Origin of the sequence: Kushneria sinocarnis, assembly GCF_003633775.1 — a bacterium.
In the GTDB taxonomy this organism is placed as follows: Bacteria; Pseudomonadota; Gammaproteobacteria; order Pseudomonadales; family Halomonadaceae; genus Kushneria; species Kushneria sinocarnis.
Genome location: NZ_RBIN01000005.1, coordinates 109,500 through 124,311 on the forward strand (window position 1 = coordinate 109,500; position 14,812 = coordinate 124,311).

At 66.3% G+C, this 14,812-nt stretch carries 12 protein-coding genes; 5 read left to right on the top strand and 7 right to left on the bottom strand.

What is annotated here, in order from left to right:
• Window positions 1-177: 177 nt before the first annotated feature.
• Window positions 178-2,010: a translational GTPase TypA gene (gene typA, locus C7446_RS09215; RefSeq protein WP_121172820.1), complete on the top strand. Its 1,833-nt coding sequence runs from the start codon at window positions 178-180 to the stop codon at window positions 2,008-2,010.
• Between the two features lie 137 nt (window positions 2,011-2,147).
• Here the strand turns inward: typA and C7446_RS09220 are convergent, their stop codons facing one another.
• Both C7446_RS09220 and ligB read right to left on the bottom strand, forming a co-directional pair.
• A complete protein-coding gene (locus C7446_RS09220) occupies window positions 2,148-2,360 on the bottom strand; it encodes a hypothetical protein (protein WP_121172821.1) in 213 nt (70 codons plus the stop codon).
• 417 nt (window positions 2,361-2,777) lie between these two features.
• The gene (ligB, locus tag C7446_RS09225; protein WP_211327922.1) at window positions 2,778-4,487 is read right to left on the bottom strand and encodes an NAD-dependent DNA ligase LigB; all 1,710 of its coding nucleotides are present in this window, start codon (window positions 4,485-4,487) and stop codon (window positions 2,778-2,780) included.
• A 139-nt stretch (window positions 4,488-4,626) separates the two neighbouring features.
• Here ligB and C7446_RS09230 point away from each other — a divergent pair, with 139 nt between their 5' ends.
• Both C7446_RS09230 and C7446_RS09235 read left to right on the top strand, forming a co-directional pair.
• Window positions 4,627-4,944 carry a hypothetical protein gene (locus C7446_RS09230; protein WP_121172822.1) on the top strand — a complete coding sequence of 106 codons (318 nt, stop codon included), beginning with the start codon at window positions 4,627-4,629 and terminating at the stop codon, window positions 4,942-4,944.
• A 167-nt stretch (window positions 4,945-5,111) separates the two neighbouring features.
• Window positions 5,112-5,747, top strand: a complete 636-nt coding sequence (locus tag C7446_RS09235; protein ID WP_121172823.1) for a peroxiredoxin — start codon at window positions 5,112-5,114, stop codon at window positions 5,745-5,747.
• Window positions 5,748-5,837: 90 nt separating this feature from the next.
• Here C7446_RS09235 and wrbA read toward each other — a convergent pair whose 3' ends face one another.
• Entirely contained in the window at window positions 5,838-6,437 is a 600-nt protein-coding gene (gene wrbA, locus C7446_RS09240) for an NAD(P)H:quinone oxidoreductase (protein WP_121172824.1), read from the bottom strand.
• Between the two features lie 228 nt (window positions 6,438-6,665).
• Here wrbA and C7446_RS09245 point away from each other — a divergent pair, with 228 nt between their 5' ends.
• Window positions 6,666-7,820, top strand: coding sequence for an efflux RND transporter periplasmic adaptor subunit (locus tag C7446_RS09245; protein WP_121172825.1), 1,155 nt, complete (start codon window positions 6,666-6,668; stop codon window positions 7,818-7,820).
• Complete coding sequence (locus C7446_RS09250; RefSeq protein ID WP_121172826.1) at window positions 7,817-10,927, top strand: efflux RND transporter permease subunit; 3,111 nt, start codon at window positions 7,817-7,819, stop codon at window positions 10,925-10,927. The genes C7446_RS09245 and C7446_RS09250 overlap by 4 nt, the downstream gene beginning before the upstream one ends.
• 66 nt (window positions 10,928-10,993) lie before the next feature.
• On the opposite strand, the gene C7446_RS09255 is transcribed toward C7446_RS09250, so the two are convergent.
• From C7446_RS09255 to rhaT, 4 genes are all read right to left on the bottom strand, one after another.
• The gene (locus C7446_RS09255) at window positions 10,994-11,989 is read right to left on the bottom strand and encodes an aldose 1-epimerase (RefSeq protein WP_170150043.1); all 996 of its coding nucleotides are present in this window, start codon (window positions 11,987-11,989) and stop codon (window positions 10,994-10,996) included.
• 56 nt (window positions 11,990-12,045) lie between these two features.
• The gene (locus C7446_RS09260) at window positions 12,046-12,813 is read right to left on the bottom strand and encodes an HpcH/HpaI aldolase family protein (protein WP_121172828.1); all 768 of its coding nucleotides are present in this window, start codon (window positions 12,811-12,813) and stop codon (window positions 12,046-12,048) included.
• Window positions 12,814-12,936: 123 nt separating this feature from the next.
• Entirely contained in the window at window positions 12,937-13,707 is a 771-nt protein-coding gene (gene lra1 / locus C7446_RS09265; protein ID WP_121172829.1) for an L-rhamnose 1-dehydrogenase Lra1, read from the bottom strand.
• A 45-nt stretch (window positions 13,708-13,752) separates the two neighbouring features.
• Window positions 13,753-14,808 (bottom strand): L-rhamnose/proton symporter RhaT, encoded by a 1,056-nt coding sequence (gene rhaT, locus C7446_RS09270; protein WP_121172830.1) that lies wholly within the window; start codon window positions 14,806-14,808, stop codon window positions 13,753-13,755.
• Window positions 14,809-14,812: the final 4 nt, after the last annotated feature.

Here is a 14,812-nt window from a genome sequence, read left to right on the forward strand (position 1 = left end):
GTCATCTGCGGCGCTGCCAGCCACCGGATTTGCCGACTTCTTGCCTGCAAGGCATGGGGCAGCTATTCGTCACGCCCGTGAATCGCTACAATGCGCGCAAATTTCCACACGTCATCCCTCCGACAGGCTTCGTCGGACAGGAGTGAACGCGTGTCTTCCACTTTCGGGTGATCATCCATGACCAGTCAGGACATCGCCGGCGATATCAGCAAACTGCGCAATATCGCCATCATCGCTCACGTTGACCACGGCAAGACCACCCTGGTCGACAAGCTGCTGCAGCAATCCGGTACCCTGGACCGCAAGGCGGAAAACCAGGAGCGGATCATGGATTCCAACGACCAGGAGAAGGAACGCGGCATCACCATCCTGGCGAAGAATACCGCGATCAGCTGGCACGACTATCACATCAACATCGTCGACACGCCCGGTCACGCCGACTTCGGCGGCGAGGTCGAGCGCGTGATGTCGATGGTCGATTCGGTGCTGCTGATGGTGGATGCCGTCGATGGCCCGATGCCGCAGACCCGCTTCGTGACCCAGAAGGCCTTCGCCCAGGGGCTCAAGCCGATCGTGGTGGTCAACAAGATCGACCGCCCCGGCGCCCGCCCCGACTGGGTCATCGATCAGATCTTCGATCTGTTCGACAATCTCGGCGCCACCGAGGACCAGCTCGACTTTCCGATCATCTACTGCTCGGCCATCAACGGCGTCGCCGGCATGGATCCGGACGAGATGGCCGAGGACATGACGCCCATGTTCCAGTCCATCGTCGATATCGTCGAGCCGCCCACGGTCGAGCTCGACGGCCCCTTCCAGATGCAGATCTCGGCGCTGGACTACAACAGCTACGTCGGCGTCATCGGCCTGGGCCGCGTCAAGCGCGGCAGCGTGCGCACCAATCAGCAGGTCACCGTGGTCTCCCGCGACGGCGCGACCCGTCGCGGCAAGATCGGCCAGGTCATGACCCACATGGGCCTGGAGCGCATGCAGGCCGACGTGGTCAGTGCCGGCGACATCGTCTGCATTACCGGCATCGACGACCTGGCGATTTCCGATACGCTCTGCGACCCCAACACCGTTGAGGCCCTGCCGGCGCTGACCGTCGACGAACCCACCGTATCGATGACCTTCCAGGTCAACGACTCGCCCTTCGCCGGTCGCGAGGGCAAGTTCGTCACCAGCCGCAACATCAAGGAGCGCCTCGAGCGCGAACTGATCCACAACGTGGCACTGCGGGTCGAGCCGGGCGAATCGCCGGAGAGGTTCAAGGTCTCCGGACGCGGCGAGCTGCACCTGTCGGTACTCATCGAGGCCATGCGCCGCGAGGGCTTCGAACTGGCCGTGGCGCGCCCCGAGGTCATCATCCGCGAGGTCGACGGCGAACAGCAGGAGCCCTACGAAGAGGTCATCATCGACTGCGAGGAAGAGCACCAGGGCGCCATCATGGAGGAGCTCGGCTATCGCAAGGGCGAGATGACCAACATGAACCCCGACGGCAAGGGCCGGGTCCGGCTGGACTTCACCATCCCGTCGCGCGGTCTGATCGGCTTCCGTGGCCAGTTCCTGACCCTGACCTCCGGTACCGGCATCCTGACCAGCCGGTTCGATCACTACGGCCCGCTCAAGCCGGATGCCACGATCGAACGCCGCAACGGCGTGCTGGTCTCCATGGTGGCCGGCAAGGCGCTGCCCTATGCGCTGTTCACCCTGCAGGATCGCGGCAAGCTGATCATCGAGCAGGGCACCGAGGTCTACGAGGGCATGCTGATCGGGATCAACAATCGCGCCGACGACATGGTGGTCAACCCCACCAAGGGCAAGAAGCTCGATAACATGCGTTCCTCGGGCAGTGACGAGAACATCGTGCTGACCCCGCCGGTACGCTTCAGCCTCGAGCAGGCGATCGAGTTCATCGACGACGATGAGCTGGTCGAGATCACGCCCGAACACGTCCGGCTGCGCAAGAAGCAGCTGACCGAGAACGAGCGCAAGCGCGCCCGCAAGTAAGCGCTGGCTGCGGCCCGGTACCTCGGTACCGGGCATGCGCGCGGTCTTTCGGGGTAACAACGAAAACGCCGCCGGTTTTCCCGGCGGCGTTTTTCATCTCGGGCGCTCCGGCCCTGACGGCCGGAGTCGCGAACTGTTCAGGCAGCGTGCGGTTGCGGATGCTGCTCCGGTTCGACCTTCAGGCGCAGCTGACCGGCCTCGCTGGTAGCCGGAACCTGGACTGCCCGACTCTGGACGGTCTGACGCTGCAGTTCCTCGCGATCGGACGCCCGACCGGAAGCCACCATGGCGCCAAACACGAACAGCATGAGCAGTGCGTAGGCGGTACCACCAATCATCAACAGTGTCATGTCCTTTCTCCTGGATCCATATCGCTCAAATGGCGATATCGCTGGGCGGGACTGATCGCAGGTTCACTCCCTGACACATCGCTGCACCCCTGCAGCTCCTGCACATCGCGTCAATCGACGCTGCCCGTTGGTTAACTTCATGTAAGGCTCTTGTTCGGCTATCGGCAGGTGCGACGACTTCTGAAGTCATCTTTCCTATCCCTGCCATCCTGCCTTCGGCCCCTGCATGAGTGTCATGATGTCAGAAGCATGACAACATGCACTGCTACCTTAGTCGTCCTGTAACAGAAAGTATATACCCTGAAGTATGATCGTGTTCATACAAAGGCACTATTACCACGACTTTTAAAGAACAGCGTTTTCTTATGCAGGGCCAGGCAAACCGCCTTCTCCAGGGACTCATACCCGGGTGATCCGCTACCCCGGGAGGCCCCTGCCCTGAAAGGCCGAAGCGCTTTCGAACTGACGCAGCTGCCGCAATAGTGTCTTAACGTTACCAGAGGTAAAAAAGCGCACCAGCTGCTCCGACCGTACGGCGCCAATCCCCGGCAGACGCTGCCACTGCTGCCGCGAGCGAGCGGCCAGCCGATCGAACGCCAGCCGCGGCTGATCCGGCCACGCCACCTCCGGCAGCGGCGGCATGCCCAGCGCCGCCAGCCAGTGCCGATCACTCTGGTGCAGCGTCTGCTGGAATTGCTGCTGCCACTGACGAGCGCGTGCCTCACCAACGCCCGGTAACGCCGCCAGCTGCTCGGGCTCAAGTGTCAGCCAGTCCAGCAGCCCGCTGACCAGACCGGCATCCACCATTGCCTGCCAGCTGCCCTCGCCAATGCCCTGCAGGTTCAGGCCATGAGGCCCGCCCAGCCAGACCAGCCGCGCCACGAACTGCTCCCGGCAGGCGGGGGTCAGGCTCAGACAGCTCAAGCGGTCGTAGGCCCGCTCATCGGGCAGCTGCAGCGCCGGGCGCGGCTGCACGGCGATCTCGCGCCCCTCCAGCCGGGGGATGGTCAGGCCGGCCAGGGCAAGACGCACCTGATCCCCGGGTCGGATATCCAGACGACGCCAGCGCGCCATCGAGCCGACGCTGACGGCCGTGACCTGGCGATCGTCGAGTTGTACCGGCGCCAGTGCCAGCACAGGCGTGATCCGACCGGTACGGCCGATGTGAAACTCGACCTTTTCGACCGTGGCCAGCGCCTCTTCGGCCGGATACTTCCACGCCACCGCCCAGTCCGGCGGCTCTGCCCGCCACCGTTCGCCCTCGGGGCGCCGGCTCTGGCGCACCACGATGCCATCGCTGGCGAACGGCAGCCCTGCGTGATACCAGCGCTGACGCCACGCAGCGATGTCCTCGATCGAGGCGACCGGCCGGCTCAGTGATGCCACCTCGCCGAATCCCCAGGCCTTCAGCAGGGCGTTGCGCCGGCGCAGGGTGGGCGGCCCCTCGGGCCACTCCCAGGCGAAGAAGCCGAGCCTTTCGGCCGCCCGGGGCGAGAGCCGATCCCGCTGCAGCAGCCCGGCGGCGATGCTGCGGGCCCGCACGCCACCGGACTCGGCCTGGACATGCGCGTTCAGGCGCAGATAGAGCTCGCCCTGCAACACCAGCACCTCCGGGGCCTCGTCGGGCAACTGCTGCACCACGTGCGACAGTGCCTGCACCGCTGCGGTCCAGTCCTGCCCGGTGACTCCGTCACCCCGACTGATCGCCTGTACCAGCCGGTGATGGCGATAGACCAGGGTGACCGCCACGCCATCCACCTTGGGCTGCACCCACAGCGAGCGCGCCTCATGCGCCTCGAGCCAGCGGGTCATGGCGGTGCGGTCGGGCAGCTTGTCGAGCCCGGTCTGCACGATGGGGTGTGCCACGCCGTCATTCGGTCGCCGCGCCACCGATGCCGCGTTGCCCGAGCAGCGCCGCCAGCGGCTCAGCTGCCGACGCGCGCTGTCATAAAGGCCATCACTGACCAGCCGCCGGCCCTGCTGGTAGTAGGCGTCATCCCACTGCGCGATACGCTCGGCAAGCGCGCTTTCCCGCGCCCGGGAGACGGTCGGATCGGGACAGTCCGCCGCCCGGGCCGAGCCGACCATCAGCAGCAGTATCACCAGCCCCCCCGCAAGCCTTGCCAAGCACCCGCCCTCCCTTTATCAGCAAACACTGTTAAAGGACTATCGGCCCGACGGACGCTCGCTTGAGCACGGCTTCTCATCACGATCGAAAGTCAGCTGCTAGACTTGAGGAAACGCCCGAGATCACGGTGAAAACGGCATGAACGACTCGAGTGAAGCACGCGAGATCAAATGGGAGGCCCCCGGGCATGAAGGGGTCCGGGAGCACTACAATGATCTCTGGTTCCTCAAGCAGAAACCCCAGGCGGGCAGTATCATCACCGCCCGCTACGCTGGCGCCAGCGTCCGTCTGGAAGTGCTCGAACGACCGGAGGCGGACACCTCCATCGCTCGGGTGATCGGCATTCGCCCGGACGATGACACCCCGCGTGACCATCACAAGGGGCTGGCCGTCGGTGAGCGCGTCAGGGTGCCCGACAGCCATCGGGCCTTCGTCCGTTATAGCGAAGACGACTGAAGAAGACGGTTTTTATACCCGGATCACAAGACCCTTATTCAAACTTGTTGTTTGGCTTGCGCGGCCAAAATCGTCACTATCAGGCAAGCAATCAGCTACGGTATCGGTTTCCGATGGCGGAAACCGGATCATTCGATGTTTCTACCCGGATTGACAGGAGTTTTCGCATGACGCTGCAACTCGGCGATACCGCACCGGACTTCACTCAGGAAAGCACCGAAGGCACCATCCACTTCCACGAGTGGCTGGGCAACAGCTGGGGCATCCTGTTTTCGCACCCGGCCGATTTCACCCCGGTGTGTACCACCGAGCTGGGCGAGGTTTCCCGCCTCAAGCCGGAGTTCGACAAGCGCAATACCAAGGCGATCGGCCTGTCGGTGGATCCGATCGAGGATCACCACGCCTGGAAGGGGGATATCGAGGAGACCCAGGGCTGCGGGCTGAACTTCCCGCTGCTGGCGGATGCCGATCGCAGTGTCAGCGAGAAGTTCGGCATGATTCACCCCAACGCCAACTCCACCCTGACGGTGCGCTCGGTCTTCATCATCGACCCTGACAAGAAGGTCCGGCTGACCCTGACCTACCCCGCCAGTGCCGGTCGCAACTTCCAGGAAATCCTGCGGGCGCTGGACAGCCTGCAGCTGACCGACAACGAGAAGGTGGCCACGCCGGTCAACTGGAACGACGGCGATGATGTCATCATCGTGCCCTCGCTCTCCGACGAGGATGCGAAGAAGCTCTTCCCGCAGGGCTGGGAAGCCAAGAAGCCCTATCTGCGCATGACCAGACTGAACAAGCGCTGAGATCACCCTTTCCGGCATGACCGGCGCGTAACGGAACGGGCCCGGCACTGAAGTTGCCGGGCCCGTTCTCATTCGTTACCGGAGTCTGGATCAGTCGCTGAGCCTGCTCGCAAAGCCGGCCACATATTCTCCCTGGAAGCGGGCGATCTTCAGCTCGCGCTCGCTGGGCTGACGCGAGCCATCACCGCCGGCCATGGTCGAGGCGCCATAGGGCGTGCCACCGCTGACCTGCGAGATGTCGAACTGCTCCTGTACGCCATAGCCGATCGGCACGATCACCATGCCGTGGTGGGCCAGCGTGGTCCAGCTGGAGGTAATGGTCATCTCTTCGCCGCCCCCGGTACCGGTCGAGGTAAACACACTGGCGACCTTGCCGCGCAATTTGCCCTGGGCCCATAGCTGTCCGGTCTGATCGAGAAAGGTGCGCATCTGGCCGGCCATGTTGCCGTAGCGGGTCGGCGTACCGATGATGATGGCGTCATAATCGGCCAGCTCGTCCGGCGAGGCCACCGGGGCGTCCTGCTCCGTCTTGCCGCCGGCCTGCCTGAAGGCCTGCTCGTCCATGGTTTCCGGCACCCGCTTGACGCTTACCTCACAGCCTTCGACGCTGCGCGCGCCCTCCGCCACGGCCTGCGCCATGGTCTCGATATGCCCGTACATGGAGTAATACAGCACCAGAATGCGTGTCATGAGTCTGCTCCTTCGACCTGATCCGAACCGATGGCTGCCGCCGAACGGCAACCGCACCCGGCCAGCATAACGGGATGAAGCGTCACGGCCAGTGAATAATATTGCCAGCCGCTTTCGATCCGCTCGAACCCGATCAGCTTAAACCGGCTTGAATCGAATGCCCTCGCAAACCCTGCTCAGTATTGTCATTCTCGCGGAAGATCTCCTGCCCCCTTTACAAGAGCCGGTATGACCGACCCTTCCCACGACCTGCGCCGACCGCACGCCTGGCTGATGGCGCTGCTGCTGCTGTGTTCAGCCGTCCTGCTCGGCTGGTGGCTTTTGCATGCGCAGGCGCCACGGCAGGCCAGCACCCCCGATCCCGTGCCGGTCGGCGTGGCCGAGGTCATCGAGCGTGCCATCAGCGATCATCTCGAGGGCATGGGCAGCGTTCAGGCCCGTGATGCCCTGTCACTGGCCTCGCTGGTCACCGAACGTGTGGATGAAGTGTTGTTCGAAAGCGGCGACCGGGTCAGCAAGGGGGACCTGCTGATCGCCCTGGATGACCGTACCGAACGCTTCGAGCTGCGCGCGGCGCGCGTGGCACTGGAGGAAGCCGAACGGGAGTACGACCGTATCGAGCCACTGGTCGAGCGTGGCTCCATCGCCTCCCAGCGGCTCGATGAACTGCGCACCCGACGCGAAACGGCAAGGGTCGATGTGGCACGGCTGGAGCAGGCGCTCGATGACCGGGCCATCCGCGCGCCGGTGGACGGCGTCATGGGGCTGCGTGATGTGTCGCCGGGGCAGCTGGTCACCCCCGGCGAGCAGCTGGCGACCCTGGATCGCATCGACCGGGTCCATGTCGACATCCCGCTGCCGGAAAGGACCCTGGCAACGCTGGAAACCGGGATGGCGGTCAGCGCGACCTCGATCGCCTGGCCCGGCACCACCTTCTCCGGCCGCATCAGTGCCGTCCGTCCCCGCCTTGAAGCCGGCACCCGCAGCATCATCGCGCGCGCCCGCTTCGACAACCCCGACGGCCGGCTGCGTCCGGGCATGCTGCTGCACATCACCATCGAAACGCCCGCCGAGCGGCAGCTGGTGGTCCCCGAGAGTGCCCTGGTGGGAGAGAACCTGCAGACCTCGCTCTACCGGCTGACCAGCGCCGGGAATGACGCCCTGCGCGTTGAACGCGTGCCGGTCTCGGTCCATCAGCGCCGCCCCGGCTGGGCCGCCGTGGCCGCCGAGTCGGGCAGCACGCTCGAGCCGGGCGATCGCATCGTGGTCACGGGCCAGCGTCAGCTCGACAGCGGCCGGCGCGTGACGCTGGATGAGGATGCCGGCAGCGATACCGCCGCGCTGTTTGCCGCCGGCGACGAACCGATCGGGGCACTGCCATGAAGCTGGCCGACCTGGCCGTCCAGCGTCCGGTCGCCACGGCCGTGGCCTCCACGCTGCTGGTCCTGTTCGGGGTGCTCGCCTTTCTGGAACTGCCGATTCGCGAATACCCCGCCATCGAGGAGCCCGAGGTCACCGTCGAGGTGGGCTATCCGGGCGCCTCGGCCGCGGTGGTGGAGTCGCGTATCACCCAGCGGGTGGAAGATGCCGTCTCCGGCATCGAGGGGCTCAGGACCATCGAGTCCGAAAGCGAGGATGGCGAGGCCGACATCTCGCTGATCTTTACCAGCGAGACCGATCTCGACAGCGCCGCCAACGATGTCCGTGACCGGGTCGGCCGGATCGCCGACAACCTGCCCGACCAGGCCGATCCCCCCGAGATCAGCAAGGATCAGGGCGGCAGCGACACCCTGATGGTGCTGGCCCTGCAGGCGGAATCGATGAGCGCCATGGCGCTGTCGGACTACGCCGATCGCTACCTGCTCGACCGCTTTTCAACCATCAGTGGCGTCTCCCGGGTACGCCTGTGGGGCGCGCAGCTGCCGACCATGCGCATCGAGCTCGATCGCCGGGCGATGGCGGCGCGCAATGTGACTGTCGAGGATGTCGCCGACGCCCTGGCCCGCGAGAACGTGGAGTACCCCGGCGGGCGGATCGAATCCGCCACCCGCGAGTTCAGCGTCCGCCTGCTGCCGGGCTATGAGCGCAGCCGCGACTTCGAGTCGCTGGTCGTGCGCCGGGGCGATGCCACCGATACGGTCACGCTGAGCGATATTGCCCGGGTGCGCCTGGGACCGGATACCCTGCGCGAAGCCTTCGAGGCCGATGGCAACCCCATCGTGGCGATTGCCATCAGCCGCCAGAGCACGGCCAACACGCTGGCGATCGCCGATGGCGTCTATCGGGTGCTCGACGAGCTGGAAGACGAGCTGCCCGAGGGGCTGTCGATCGGTGTACGCAACGACGACACCCGCTATATTGCCGCCGCCCTGCACGAGGTCAGCGTGACCCTGGCGATCGCCGTGCTGATGGTCATCGCCGTGATCATCGCCTTTCTCGGCTCGTGGCGGGCGGCACTGGTGGCCGCCATGGCGATTCCGGTACCGCTGCTGGCCAGCGGCATCGTGCTGCTGTGGCTCGGCTTCAGTCTCAATCTGCTGACCCTGCTGGCGCTGGTGCTGGCGGTCGGCCTGGTGGTGGATGATGCCATCGTCATGGTGGAGAACATCCAGCGTCATCTGGAGGCCGGCGACACGCCGCTGGTCGCCGCCTGGCAGGGGGCGCGTCAGGTCGCCTTCGCGATTCTCGCCACCAGCGCGGTACTCAGCGCCGTCTTTCTGCCGATCACCCTGATGAGCGGTCAGACCGGCCGGCTGTTCACCGAGTTCGCCGTCACCATCGTCGCCACCATTGCCTTCTCCACCTTCGTCTCGCTGACCCTGACCCCCATGCTGGCCTCCTGCCTGCTGCGGCTGCTGCCGGCACGGGCCGGGCGCCGCCAGCCGCTCATCGACCGGTGGCTGGGCGCGCTGGAGCGGCGCTACGCAGCGCTACTGCAGCGCCTGCGCGGCCAGCCGCTGCTGGTCGGCGCCGGCTTCGTGGCCGTCACCCTGACCGCCGTCGCCCTGACCCTGAGCCTGCCCGGCGAGTACGAACCCTATGAGGATCGCGGCAGTCTGCGCCTTTATACCCGCGCCGAGGAGGGCACCAACTTCGAGGAGATGGTCGCCCGCATGCATGCCATGGGCGAGGAGATGGCCCCGGCCCTGCCCGAGGGCGCGATCAGCAACATCCTGATGCGCGTCCCCACCCCCGGCAACAGCGAGGGTGCGGTCAACGTCGGCCGCTGGATCATCAGCTTCACCCCCTGGAGCGAGCGCGCTGTCACCACCCGGGAAGTGGCCGGCGAGCTGCGCCGTCGGCTGGACGACTTTGCCCCGCTGCAGGTCTCGACCTGGCTGCCGGAGGGGCTCTCCTCCAGTCATGGGGCGTCGGTCCAGTTCGTGCTCGGCGGGCCCTCCTATGAAACGCTCAAGCGCTGGCAGGAGACCCTGATGCCGTTGTGGGAGCGCTACCCGGGGCTGGAAGAGCTGCAGAGCGACTATGTCGAGAGCACCCCGCAGCTCGAGGTCCGACTCGATCGCGCCCGCGCCGCCCAGCTGGGAGTGAGTGCCGAAACCGTCGGCGAGGCGCTGGAAACCTTCTTCGGTGGCCGCACCCTGACCACCTTCGAGCGCGATGGCCAGGCCTATGATGTGCTGCTGCAGGGCCAGCGCAGCGATCGCCTGACCCCCGAGGCCCTCGGTGAGCTGCGGGTGCGCACGGCCAGTGGCGAACTGGTACGGCTGAACAACCTGGTAGAGCTCCGGGAGGTCGCGGTATCGCGCACGCTCAACCGCTACAACCGGCTGCGGGCGATCACCTTCTCCGCCAGTGCCGCCGACGGCTACGCCCTCTCCGAGGTGCTCGAGCACATGCGCGAAACGGTCGAACGGGAGCTGCCCGACAGCGCGCGGGTCGACTACAAGGGCGCCTCGCAGGACCTGATCGAGGCCGGCCGCGACCTGGCACTGGTGTTCACCATCGCCCTGCTGGTGACCTGGCTGGTGCTCGCCGCCCAGTTCGAGAGTCTGCTCAGCCCGCTGGTGGTGATGCTGACCGTGCCACTCGGGCTGATCGGTGCCGGCACCGGCCTGGTGGTGTTCGGCCAGAGCCTGAGCCTCTATGCCCAGATCGGGCTGCTGATCCTGATCGGGCTGGCCGCCAAGAACGGCATCCTGATCGTCGAGTTTGCCAACCAGCTGCGCGATCGCGGCCACGCCCTGAGCGACGCCGTGATCGAGGCCTCGCGGGCGCGGCTGCGTCCCATCCTGATGACGTCGGTCTCGACCATGGCCGGCGCCCTGCCCCTGCTGCTGGCCACCGGTCCGGGGGCCAACAGCCGGCTGGGGCTGGGCGTGACGCTGTTCTTCGGCTGCGCCAGCGCCGGCCTGCTGACGCTGGTGGTGGTCCCGCTGGCCTATCAGTGGCTGACCGGCCGCCAGCGCAGCCCCGGCCATCGCGCCCGCCGGCTCCGCCGCGAGCTCGATGAACGCCACCGCTCGGAGTGACCGGGCCCGGCCTGCCGGGTCGCGGCGTGATGATCGAACGGATGGCGGGCACTGCCGACGCGGTGTTCAGCCGCCCAGGTGCAGCGACGCCTCCAGCGCTGCCAGCGAGACCCGCGCCCCGAAGGCACGGTGATGGCCGGAGCGGATGACCCGCTGCTCGGCCAGCTCGGGGCGATTGAAGGCATCGGGCATGAACTCGGTCGGCTCGAGGGCCACCGCCTCGCGCGGCCGGTCGCCGAGCGTATCGCCGGTGAACACGTGGACCGCGCCATAGGGCTGGGCCAGCACCAGCGCCAGGCCACTGCGCGGCACCTCCAGCCGGGTACGGCAGAAGCCGTCCTCGTCGCGCGCAAGCTCGGTAAAGCAGCGATCCAGCGTCTGACCCGCCAGCGTCAGGGTGGTGCTCCCGAGGCCCTGCTGCGCGGCATCACCGGCCAGCGGAATCAGACGCTCGTCGGTCACCACCTGCCGGGTGGCGGGTAGCACCACCCGGACATCATCGACACCGCCGCCGGGCGGCACGAAGTAGGGGTGCCAGCCGCAGCCGAAGGGCGCCGGCCGATCACCGATGTTCTCGGTGACCAGTGACCACTCCAGCCCGTCTTCATCGAGCGTGAAGGTGCAGTTCAGCCGCAGCGCAAAGGGGTAGCCGGGCAGCGTGGTCTCCCCGATCCGGGTGGTCAGCGTAATGCGCGCCGCATGCTCGTCGGCGTGCTGCTCCGTCACCTCCCAGTCCATGCCGCGCACCACGCCGTGCATGGCATGTCCTTCCCCGGCGACGGTCGGCAGCTGATGCTCGTGGTCATCGAAACGGTAGCGCCCCTGATCGATGCGATTGGAGAAGGGCGCCATGATGGCGCTGCGCGCGCCACGCCCCTCGGCCAGCTCATCGGCGCTGCGGGCGCCATCGATCACCGGCAGGCGCTGACCGTCGGGGCTCACCAGCACCAGCTCGAGCAGCGTGGCGCCGCGCTCGGCGAGACGCAGCCGCACCCCCTGCTCATCGTGCACTTCGACAACCGGCCACTGCTGCCAGGTGGTGCGATGCATCGTGAATGTCATCGTCGTGCGCTCCTTGAATCGCCTTTGTATCCGCAGAGCGTAGCCGAACGACCCCGCTAGTCGCGATAGCGGCGAAGGGTTTCGGCCGCCGCCGCCTGCAGCATGACAATATCCAGCCCCACGGCGATGAAGCGGCAACCCCATTCGGCGTAGCGGCGCGCATCTGCCTCATCGGGCGCCAGAATGCCGCAGGGCTTGCCGGCCCGGTGGGTGGCCTCGATGACGTGACGAATCCTCTCCTGCACCGCGGGGTGCCCGGGATTGCCGGCCTCGCCCATGTCGGTCGACAGATCCATCGGCCCCACGAACAGTGCATCCACGCCCTCGACCGCCGCGATCTCCTCGACGTTGTCGACTCCGGCACCGGACTCGATCTGCACGATCAGACACAGCTCCTCGTGGGCGCGCGCGAGATAGTCGGGCACGCTGCCCCAGCGGGTAGCGCGCACCAGACCACCGCCCACGCCGCGAATGCCCTGCGGCGGATAGCGCATCGCGCTCACCAGAGCCCGGGCCTGCTCGGCGCTCTCCACCATCGGGATCATCAGCGTCTGGGCACCGATATCGAGCAGCTGCTTGATGAGAGTGGGATTGCCATCGACCGCCCGCACCACCGGTGCGGTGGCGTACGGCGCCACCGCCTGCAGCTGGGCCAGCAGGGTAGGCACCGTATTGGGTCCGTGTTCGCCGTCGAGCAGCATCCAGTCGAAGCCGCTGGTGGCTAGGATCTCGCTGGCATAGCCGTTGGCCAGTCCGGCCCAGCAGCCGTACTGGATGGCCTCGCCGTGCAGTGCGGCCTTGAAGTCGTTGCGGGGCAGTTCCATGGTCGAAACCCTTCAGGGACAGGGGTGACAAAAGCCGGCCGACATGCCGGCGCTTCGAGGCGTTCCGGGATGCCCGGCAGGCGCACGCCCGACCGGGCACGGCAGTCGAATCCTGCCGTACGCCTACTGCAGATTGACGTAGAGCCCGCCATCCACCAGCAGCGAGGCACCGGTGACATAGCGGGCCATGCCTGATGCCAGAAACACGATCGGTCCGGCCAGATCATCGGGCTCTCCCAGCCGGCCCAGCGGAATCCGGCCGGTCATGTAGTCGCGCTTCTCCGGACTGGCGAGATCCTCGCGGTTGAGCGCCGTCTCGATGGTCCCCGGCAGCACCGCGTTGCAGCGGATGTTCCAGGGGCCCAGTGCGATGGCGCAGGACTGCATCAGCGAATTCACCCCCGCCTTGGTGGGGGTGTAGTGGGTCTGCATGCCGCCACCGACCAGCGCGCTGATCGAGCTCACGGCAATGATGGCGCCGCCGCGGCCCTGGGTCTTCATCTGGTTGGCCGCCGCCTGCACCGCGTAGAAGGCGCCGTTGAGATTGACATCGACCGTCTGACGATAGAGCTCCAGCGGCATGTCCAGAAAGCTGTGGAAGGGGCAGATGCCGGCGCTGTTGATCAGTACATCGACCCCGCCGAACGCATCAACCGCCGTGTCGACCAGCCGCCGGGCAGTCTCCGGATCGGCGGCATCGCCGCCCACTGCCACCGACTGTCGACCGACCTCGTCGATCTCGTCCATCAGGGTGGCAACCTCGGCGGCGCTGTCATCGCTGCCGATGTGGCCGATCACGATATCGGCGCCCTGGCGTGCGCACGCCAGCGCCGCGGCGCGACCGATGCCGCTGGACCCACCGGTGACTATCACGCTCTGACCACTGAGCAACATGACGTGCTCCTCCCTCTCGTCTCGTTCATTCATCGCCACAAGCCGTTATCTCAGATAGTTACCGTAGCCCACCATGAGCACGCTGAGGAGGATGGTCACGACGCCGACGATCAGCACCTGGCGATTGCGCCGGCTGGTGCCCTGCCACTCGCGAAAGAACAGCCCCCACAGGTTGGAGACCACGATGATGAATGACATGTGCAGCACCCAGGAGCTGGCATCGTTGTCCAGCAGGCTCTCGCCCATGCCGTAGAAGAAGAACTGCAGAAACCAGGTGGTGCCGGCGATGACCGACAGCAGATAGTTGCGCACCAGCGGCGTCTCGCGATTGGCGTAGTCGCCGAAGCTGCGGTTGCGGGCATTGAGCCCCAGACACCAGAGGGCGTTGGTGGTCAGTCCGCCCAGCAGGATCACCACGAAGCTGACATTGTTCTGGAACAGCGGATCGGCACCGCGCTCGACCGCCTCTGCTGCCATGGGATGGCCGGCGCTGATGGCATAACTGAAGCAGGCACTGAGCACGCCGGAAATCACCGCTACCGTCAGCCCCCGCCCCAGCGAGAACTCCGCCACGCTGCGCTGCTTGGTCTCCTCGGACACCTCGCGCTCCTTCATCATGCCGGCGCGGCCGCAGATGGCGATCCCCACCAGCGATACCGCCACGCCCCACAGCACCCAGTGCCCGCCGGCGCTCGCCAGCATCGCGGTGAGCGTCTGCTCGCTGGCATCGGTGAACAGGTCCCGGTAGATCGGCGGCACCAGCGAACCGAACGCCGAAGTCAGCCCCATCACCACCGACATCCCCAGCGACAGGCCGAGATAGCGCATGGTCAGGCCGAAGGTCAGCCCGCCGATGCCCCACAGCACCCCGAACAGATAGGTCCACAGCAGGGTCACGGGGTCGGCTTCGAGGATGATGGCGGTGAAGTCCGGAATCGTCAGCCAGGCCGCCAGCAGCGGCACCAGCAGCCACGAGGCCAGGCCGCCGATCAGCCAGTAGCTCTCCCACGACCAGCGCCGCACCTCCTTGAAGGGGATATAGAAGCTGCCCGCGGCAAAGCCGCCGATGAAGTGATAGATCACACCCAGCACGATCAACATGACG

Bases quoted from the DNA above. Each gene is read 5' to 3' on its own strand.
- typA (WP_121172820.1), top strand. From the start codon at position 178: ATGACCAGTCAGGACATCGCCGGCGATATCAGCAAACTGCGCAATATC.
- C7446_RS09220 (WP_121172821.1), bottom strand. From the start codon at position 2,360: ATGACACTGTTGATGATTGGTGGTACCGCCTACGCACTGCTCATGCTG.
- C7446_RS09230 (WP_121172822.1), top strand. From the start codon at position 4,627: ATGAACGACTCGAGTGAAGCACGCGAGATCAAATGGGAGGCCCCCGGG.
- C7446_RS09235 (WP_121172823.1), top strand. From the start codon at position 5,112: ATGACGCTGCAACTCGGCGATACCGCACCGGACTTCACTCAGGAAAGC.
- wrbA (WP_121172824.1), bottom strand. From the start codon at position 6,437: ATGACACGCATTCTGGTGCTGTATTACTCCATGTACGGGCATATCGAG.
- C7446_RS09245 (WP_121172825.1), top strand. From the start codon at position 6,666: ATGACCGACCCTTCCCACGACCTGCGCCGACCGCACGCCTGGCTGATG.
- C7446_RS09250 (WP_121172826.1), top strand. From the start codon at position 7,817: ATGAAGCTGGCCGACCTGGCCGTCCAGCGTCCGGTCGCCACGGCCGTG.
- C7446_RS09255 (WP_170150043.1), bottom strand. From the start codon at position 11,989: ATGACATTCACGATGCATCGCACCACCTGGCAGCAGTGGCCGGTTGTC.
- C7446_RS09260 (WP_121172828.1), bottom strand. From the start codon at position 12,813: ATGGAACTGCCCCGCAACGACTTCAAGGCCGCACTGCACGGCGAGGCC.
- lra1 (WP_121172829.1), bottom strand. From the start codon at position 13,707: ATGTTGCTCAGTGGTCAGAGCGTGATAGTCACCGGTGGGTCCAGCGGC.
- rhaT (WP_121172830.1), bottom strand. From the start codon at position 14,808: ATGTTGATCGTGCTGGGTGTGATCTATCACTTCATCGGCGGCTTTGCC.